A 7,491-nucleotide genomic window follows, 5' to 3' on the forward strand; every position below is an offset into this window, starting at 1 on the left:
ATATGAAAACACATATAGATTTCAAGAAACTAAAAACATCTTGGACGAAATATGATATTGTTCAAACTTTTGATGTTATTCACAGTATTGATACAATTCAAAAATTTGTTCGCAAGGAGGCTGCCATTGATGAGCCTATCTTACGCTCTTTTTTGGGAATGAATACTCTGAATGACGCAATCCCCCAATATTGGTTTGAAATTCAAAAATATCCAGCCGAGAAATCTATCTTCTCATTACTTGCTCTTATTTTCACACATGGAGGTATTGTGGAAGAATTCGCACTGAAATATTCTACAGGGAACATGAAAGGAGTGTTTCACCTAGAAGATGGAAAACAGTATACAAATATTAGAAGTGCACTAGTAGAATCTGGATCTGCCGATCCTAGTTACCGACGCAAAAAAGAGGTGCCATATGATATGTCCATTGTTTTCTATAATCCAGAAGTCGGAAAATTATTCAAAAATGTTTTAAAAGAACGTTTTTTTCGACTGATCCAAAACGAATTATCTAATGATGAGTTTTACGAAGAATGCTTCTTAAATAATTTTCATAAAGCGCTTGGTGTAAACAAAACACAATTTAAAAATTGGCTAGAGGGTGGAACATTTGATACTCATTACATAAATGGCATCTTAATAGAAAAGTTTTTTTCTATTAAGAAATTAAATTTGAATTTCAAAAAATCGAAGGAAGTTTATTTTGTTGGAGAAAACGGGGACGGAAAATCGTTGCTATTAATGGCCTTATATTTGGCATTTAAAGGAAACTATATCGCAACAAAGACGGAATATAAAGAAACAGCACAAGCTGTCGATATTTTAAGATCGCAGAATATTCTGCTCGATGGATTTGATGAGCTCGATGAAACGTATACTCTCCAGCAAGCAAACTACCTAGAAAATATATATGCGTATGGAACTCACCGGGGGCGGTATTCTTCAGACACTCCTGAAAAATATGGATTTATGTCTCTTTTTGATTTTAATGTAACCTTGAATGATCCAGTAGCATGGCTGAAAAATCAAAGATTATTGGAGCTAGAAAGTATAAATAGTGGAGTTGATGCTGTTAATAAAAAATATCTAATGGCAGTCGATGAGCTTGAGAAGATATTTTTTGAATTACTAGAACGAAATGTCAAAGTAGAAATTCAAGGGACTGATGTAAAATTCATTGAAAAAGAATATCCGTTGACACTTGAACAACTGTCTGAGGGTTATCGGAGTATTATAATTTTTGTTTGCGATTTGCTATACAGATTTAGTCTCAGTAATAAAAGGGAACAGGATATAAGATTAATGAAGGGTGTAGTCCTAGTCGATGAGATAGATCTGCATTTGCACCCTAAGTGGCAACGAATAATTATAAAGAGACTTCGCTCTCTTTTTCCAAATATACAGTTTTTTTTCACAACTCATAGTCCAGCTATTATTCAAGGTGCCTCTAATGATGCGATAATTTATAAAATATACCGAGATAAAGGTGAAACAAAGGCTAGCGACCCTTACTTAAGAAGTGATTTAAATCATCTGATGGTCAATACACTGATAACATCACCACTATTTGGACTGGAAGATTCCCGTTTGGATGAAGATAATGATGATTCAGTCACGGATGATAGTTTTCTTTTGTATAGAATCAACGAACAGCTGAAGTCGCGCCTGAAAGAGCAGAAACTGCATGGGAAAACTTTTATAAATAATCAAGAAATCGATGATGCCATAAATAGTATAATTAACGAGGAATTATCTAATGATAAAGATTGATAAAGATATCTGGGCTGTGCCAACTTCCCTGACTCCGCCCTATAGAATCTACTTCCCAACTGCTTCTTTTCCACGACCATGCAAAACAACACATTCCCGGAGAATCGAGCTAATAAGAGGCGGAAAATATATAGACGACGATAAATACAATAGTAGATATAAATATTCTGATATTATTGAAAAATTAAAACTCATTTATCATAAAAAATGTGCGTTCTGTGAGCAAAAAGTAGAGCAACTGCATGCGGAGCATTTTCGCCCCAAACAGACATACTATTGGTTAGCCTATAGCTGGGACAATCTTGTCCTTGCTTGCCCTAAGTGTAATGAGCACAAAGGGCGACAATTCGAATTAAGGGGGACACCGTATGTCTTTAAGGTGAATAAATATCATATTGCAAAGATAAACGCGTTGTCAGCTTTACATGATTCTATAGAATTACCGAAAATGGTTAACCCAGAGACTCAAGATCCTCGTGGCAATATTGATTTTTCAGAAAACGGCGAAATTAGTTCAACAGATGAATGCTTTGATTACACAATTAAAACATGTAAATTGAACAGGAAATATTTAATGGATAATAGGCGTAAGCTTTTAAATTCATTTAGAAATAAAATCCGTTCAGAGTTGATTTATGCTAAAGATGAACAAGCGCAGCGCAATGCTATTGGTGTTTTGGTTCGAGATTTTGCACGTGAGGCTCAAAATTTGGAAAATGAGTATATTGCCTTTCGTCGATATTCTATTGAAAAAAAGTGGTTAAATGCCATTGTGAATGAGCTTATTTCTAATAATATAACTCCATAAAAATAAGGCACTACAACTCGTTCTCTTGGTTATGTATATATTAACAGTGTAGCTTTTCTCTATACAAATATAAACTGCGGTATGATGCGATCTACAGAGCGATAAACTGATAGTTGATGTTCTAAAAAAACACGGACTTGAGAGCCGTGTTTTTAAGTGTTTGAGGAAAGGTGCAGGTCGAACCTGCTTACAAACGCTCCAAGAGCAACTCCAGTATCTTCTTCGTGCTCTTCGGGATGACTGTGCCGGGGCCGAAGATGGCGCTGGCGCCGTTTTTCAGGAGGAAGTCGTAGTCTTGCGCTGGAATAACACCGCCGCAGATGACCAGGATGTCTTCGCGGCCTCGTTTTTTGAGCTCGGCTACGAGTTGCGGGAGGAGGGTTTTGTGGCCTGCGGCCAAGCTGCTCATCGCAACGACGTGGACGTCGTTTTCGACGGCTTGCTGGGCGGTCTCCGCCGGGGTTTGGAAGAGCGCGCCGATGTCGACGTCGAAGCCGAGGTCGGCCATTGCGGTGGCGACAACCTTGGCGCCGCGGTCGTGACCGTCCTGGCCGAGTTTGGCGACGAGGATGCGGGGGCGGCGGCCTTCCTTTTCCTCGAATTTTTTGACGAGTGTGCGGACTTCGTTGATGATGGGTTCGTCTCCGTAGGCCATGCGATAAACTCCTGATATGCTGCGGATTGTGGCTTGGTAGCGTCCGAATTTCGATTCGAGCGCGGAACTGATTTCTCCAAGTGTGGCGCGGGCCTTGGCGGCCTCGACCGCGAGTTCGAGGAGGTTGCCTTTGCCGGTGGCGGCGCACTCGGTGAGGGCGTCGAGGGTGGCTTGGGTCTTGGCGTTGTCGCGGGCGGCCTTGAGTTCGTTGAGGCGCTTGATTTGCGACTCGCGGACTGCGGTGTTGTCCACTTCGAGGATTTCGAGGGCGTCCTCTTTTTCCATGCGGTATTTGTTGAGGCCGACGATGGTTTCCTTGCCGGAGTCGATCTTGGCCTGGCGGCGGGCGGCGGCTTCCTCGATGCGGAGCTTGGGCAGGCCTGCTTCGATGGCCTTGGTCATGCCGCCCATGGACTCGACTTCCTCGATGTGCTTCCAGGCTTTTTCGGTGATTTCGCGGGTGAGCGCCTCGACGTAGTAGGAGCCGGCGAAGGGATCAACGACGTTGCAGATGCCGGACTCGTTTTGGAGGAAGAGCTGGGTGTTGCGGGCGATGCGCGCGGAGAAGTCGGTCGGGAGAGCGATGGCCTCGTCGAGCGCGTTGGTGTGGAGGGATTGCGTGTGGCCGAGCGTGGAGGCGAGGGCTTCCAGGCAGGTGCGGGCGACGTTGTTGAAGGGGTCCTGCTCGGTGAGCGACCAGCCGGAGGTTTGCGAGTGGGTGCGCAGGGCGCGGGACTTGTTGTTCTTGGGGCCAAATTGCGAGGTGATGCGATCCCAGAGGGTGCGGGCGGCGCGCATTTTGGCGATTTCCATGAAGAAGTTTTTGCCAATGGCCCAGAAGAAGGAAAGGCGGGGCGCGAAGGCGTCCACGGGGATGCCTGCCTTGACGCCGGTGCGGATGTATTCGAGTCCGTCGGCGAGGGTGTAGGCGAGCTCGAGGTCGTTGGTGGCGCCGGCCTCCTGCATGTGGTAGCCGGAGATGGAGATGGAGTTGAACTTGGGCATGTTCCTCGAGGTGTATTCGAAGATGTCCGCAATGATCTTCATCGAGGGCGTGGGCGGGTAGATGTAGGTGTTGCGCACCATGAATTCCTTGAGGATGTCGTTCTGGATGGTGCCGGAGAGTTGCTCAAGTTTGACGCCTTGCTCGAGGGCGGCGCAGATGTAGAAGGCCATCACGGGGAGGACGGCGCCGTTCATGGTCATGGAGACGGAGACTTTGTCGAGCGGGATGCCGCCAAAGAGGGTCTGCATGTCGAGGACGGAATCGATGGCGACGCCGGCCTTGCCGACGTCACCGACAACGCGGGGGTGATCGGAGTCGTAGCCGCGGTGGGTGGCGAGGTCGAAGGCGACGGAGAGGCCTTGCTGGCCGGCGGCGATGTTGCGGCGGTAGAAGGCGTTGGATTCCTCGGCGGTGGAGAAGCCGGCGTATTGGCGCACGGTCCAGGGGCGCGCGACATACATGGTCGAGTAGGGCCCGCGCGTGAAGGGCGCGTGGCCGGGCATGGTGTCGAGGGTGGAGCAGCCGGCGAGGTCGGCGGCGGTGTAGTTGGCCTTGACGGGGATTTGCTCGTCGGTGAGTTCGACGGTTTCGGTGGCGGGCGCGCCGTTCGCCGTGTCGAGCTTGATGTCGTCGTAAGCGAGTTTGGTGAAGTCGGGAGTGGTGCTCATTTTATGAAAAGGTGAAATGTGAAAGGTGAAGTGTGAAACAATAAGACCCATTGGCCGGATATGACCGATAGGCCCGATGCTTTTGTGTAATTACGCGCCGATTGTTTTTTGGATGTTGGCGAGCAGGCCGCGGACGTTGGCGCCCATGTAGATGAAATCGTCGAAGCCGGCGGTTTTGTAGGCGGCGGAGAGGGTTTCATCGGCGGGGCGTCCGGCGAGGATGACTTGGATTTCCGGCTTGGCGGCCTTGAGCGCCTTGGCAAAGGCGGGGGCGAGCTCGGGATAGGTGGCGTCGGTCGAGCAGAGGACCGCGACGGGAGCGCCGGAGGCGACCGCGGCCTTGGCGGCGTCCTCGGCGGTTTCGTAGGCGTCCTTGGCGATCATTTCGAAGCCGCCCGTGCTGAAGAAGCCGGCGGTGAAGTCGGCGCGGGCCTTGTGCTGGAGAACGGGGCCCATTTTCGCGACGAAGATTTTCGGGCGGGCGCCGTTTTTCTTAGCGTAGGCGTCGGCGGCGGCACGGAGGGATTCGTAACCTTCGGAGCCGCGAACGATCGCGACGGGTATGACGCCGGTTTCGGGTTTCGCATCCGGGTGGGTGGCGGCGAAGAGCTGGCCGATGGTCGCGCCTTGGGCGGCGGCCTGAATGCTTGTGGCGAGGTCGTCCTTGGAAATCGCGGGAGCGGCGGCCGGGCGGCGTTTCTTGACGTCGGCGGCGCGGGCGGCGACGAACTCGGGCGTGGCGAGCGGACGGGCGACGGGGTCCTTTTCCTTGAGATTGGGGAAGAGGTTGGTGCCGACGAGGCCCATGCGGCGCTTGTCGAGGGAGTCGGATTTTGCCTTCGCGGTGGCGGCGACGGCGGTTTGGAGCGAGCCGGCGCGGAGGGCGGCGGTGAAGCCTCCTTGTTTCTCGATGTCCTGGAACGCGGCCCAAGCTTTGCGGGCGAGTTCGTCGGTGAGTTTTTCGATGTAGAAGGAGCCGCCGGAGGGGTCGTTGGGGGCGGTGACGTGGAACTCCTCGGCGAGGAGCGTGTGGATGTTGCGCGAGATACGGCGCGAGAAATCGTCGGGCGAGCCCATGACTTCGTCGTAGGGGGCGATGTGGAGCGAATCGACGCCGCCGAGCACCGCGGAGAGCGCCTCGGTGGTGACGCGAAGCATGTTCACGTTGATGTCGAGCTTGGTCTTGTTCCAGCGGCCGGTGCGGGCGTGGATTTTCGGCGAGGCTTTGATCGCATAGGCGGCGGCGACGCGCGCCCAGAGGAGGCGGAAGGCGCGGAACTTCGCGATTTCCATGAAGAATTGCGGGCCGATGGCGAAGTTGACGCGGAGGTGCGCGGCGATTTGTTCGGCGGTGAGGCCGCGTTTGCCGAGCTCGCGGATGTATTCAACCGTGGCGGCGATGGTGTGGGCGAGGTCCTGCACGGCGTTGCCGCCGGCGTTGAGCCAGAGGGATGCGTCCACGCCGACGGTCGAGAGGCCGGGGGCGTTTTTCGAGGCCCAGAGCGTCCATTGGGCGAGGTCGTTTTGGAGCGAGTCGAGGGTGTCGGGAAGCGCGCCGCGCGAGGCGAGTTCGGCGAGGGGATCGGCGGTGACGGAGCCGTTGATTTTGGAGGCGTCGATGCCGCGCTGTTTCGCGAGGGCGAGGAGGAGCGAGGCGACGGGGAGCGCGGTCGCGCCGGCGTTGATGTGCACGGGGACGGCGGTGAGCTCGACGTTGTTGAGCGCGGCGGCGAGGTCGGAGAGGTCGCTCACGGAGAGGCCGCAGCAACCGACTTCGGCGGCGGGCGCGGCGTCGGCGTCCTTGGCGGCGCGGGTGGCGCAGTCGAGCGAGATGGAGACGGCGTTCTGGCCGCGGTTCAGGTCGGCGAGGAGTGCGGCGTTAAAATCGGCGGGGGCGGCGAGGGCGATTTCCTGGGCGAATTCCCAAGGCGTCTTGAAGTAGCCCTTGTCGAGCGAGCCGCGCGCGGCGGAGGCGTCCTGCGCGGGGAGCACCGCGGTGTCGAGGCGCGTGTAAAGCGGCTGGAGCGCAATGCCTTCGGGCGTCTTGGTGACGAGTTTTTTCTCGAAGGGCACGCCCTTGAGTTCGGTTTCGACGGTCTTGCGCCATTCGGCGTAGGCGGCGCGCAGGCCGTCGAGGGATTCGGGAGTATTGGTTTCGTTGGTTGTGCTGCTCATGTGTGGAAAAGTGACGGGTGAATGGGCGGCCGTTACAGATGTTGAGAGTTGCAATGGCCGGAAGAAAAGGGAGGAAGTTATTAAAAAATCAGATAAATAACAGCTAAAAATAAATGCCCTGTGCCGCTGAAAAGTCGCCGGAAAATGGCATCGGATGCGCGGCCGAAGCCGATGTTGAGCACGCGGCTGGTCGCCTCCCAAAACACGACACGCCACAAGGTGTGATTTTTGCATGAAATTTAGCCACAAAAAGGCGCAAAGGGGCGTCACCCGAAGGGATATCGCCCGCGCGCCTATAGGCGCATCGACTATCTAGAGCAATTCCTAATTAATTAGTCGCAAATGGAGTGAAAATAAGAGAAGTGATGGTGCATGAAATCATACAGCCAGGATTTGAGGGGACGGAT

4 protein-coding genes are annotated in these 7,491 nt (G+C 52.6%); 2 read left to right on the plus strand and 2 right to left on the minus strand.

Going from position 1 to position 7,491, the window contains the following annotated elements; all coding sequences use genetic code 11:
• Window positions 1-2 precede the first annotated feature (2 nt).
• Both M2103_RS02215 and M2103_RS02220 read left to right on the plus strand, forming a co-directional pair.
• On the plus strand, window positions 3-1,772 hold the full coding sequence (locus tag M2103_RS02215; protein ID WP_277508464.1) for an AAA family ATPase: 1,770 nt from the start codon (window positions 3-5) through the stop codon (window positions 1,770-1,772).
• A complete protein-coding gene (locus M2103_RS02220) occupies window positions 1,759-2,580 on the plus strand; it encodes an HNH endonuclease (protein WP_277508466.1) in 822 nt (273 codons plus the stop codon). Before M2103_RS02215 ends, M2103_RS02220 begins: the two co-directional genes overlap by 14 nt.
• Before the next feature lie 187 nt (window positions 2,581-2,767).
• Here M2103_RS02220 and scpA read toward each other — a convergent pair whose 3' ends face one another.
• On the minus strand, window positions 2,768-4,909 hold the full coding sequence (gene scpA, locus M2103_RS02225) for a methylmalonyl-CoA mutase (protein ID WP_277508467.1): 2,142 nt from the start codon (window positions 4,907-4,909) through the stop codon (window positions 2,768-2,770).
• Window positions 4,910-4,999: 90 nt separating this feature from the next.
• Window positions 5,000-7,084 carry a methylmalonyl-CoA mutase family protein gene (locus tag M2103_RS02230; protein ID WP_277508470.1) on the minus strand — a complete coding sequence of 695 codons (2,085 nt, stop codon included), beginning with the start codon at window positions 7,082-7,084 and terminating at the stop codon, window positions 5,000-5,002.
• Window positions 7,085-7,491: the final 407 nt, after the last annotated feature.

Source organism: Ereboglobus sp. PH5-5 (genome assembly GCF_029504805.1).
In the GTDB taxonomy this organism is placed as follows: Bacteria; Verrucomicrobiota; Verrucomicrobiia; order Opitutales; family Opitutaceae; genus Ereboglobus.

Excerpts from the sequence above, each read along its gene's own strand:
- M2103_RS02215 (WP_277508464.1), top strand. The coding sequence starts at position 3 with ATGAAAACACATATAGATTTCAAGAAACTAAAAACATCTTGGACGAAA.
- M2103_RS02220 (WP_277508466.1), top strand. The coding sequence starts at position 1,759 with ATGATAAAGATTGATAAAGATATCTGGGCTGTGCCAACTTCCCTGACT.
- scpA (WP_277508467.1), bottom strand. The coding sequence starts at position 4,909 with ATGAGCACCACTCCCGACTTCACCAAACTCGCTTACGACGACATCAAG.
- M2103_RS02230 (WP_277508470.1), bottom strand. The coding sequence starts at position 7,084 with ATGAGCAGCACAACCAACGAAACCAATACTCCCGAATCCCTCGACGGC.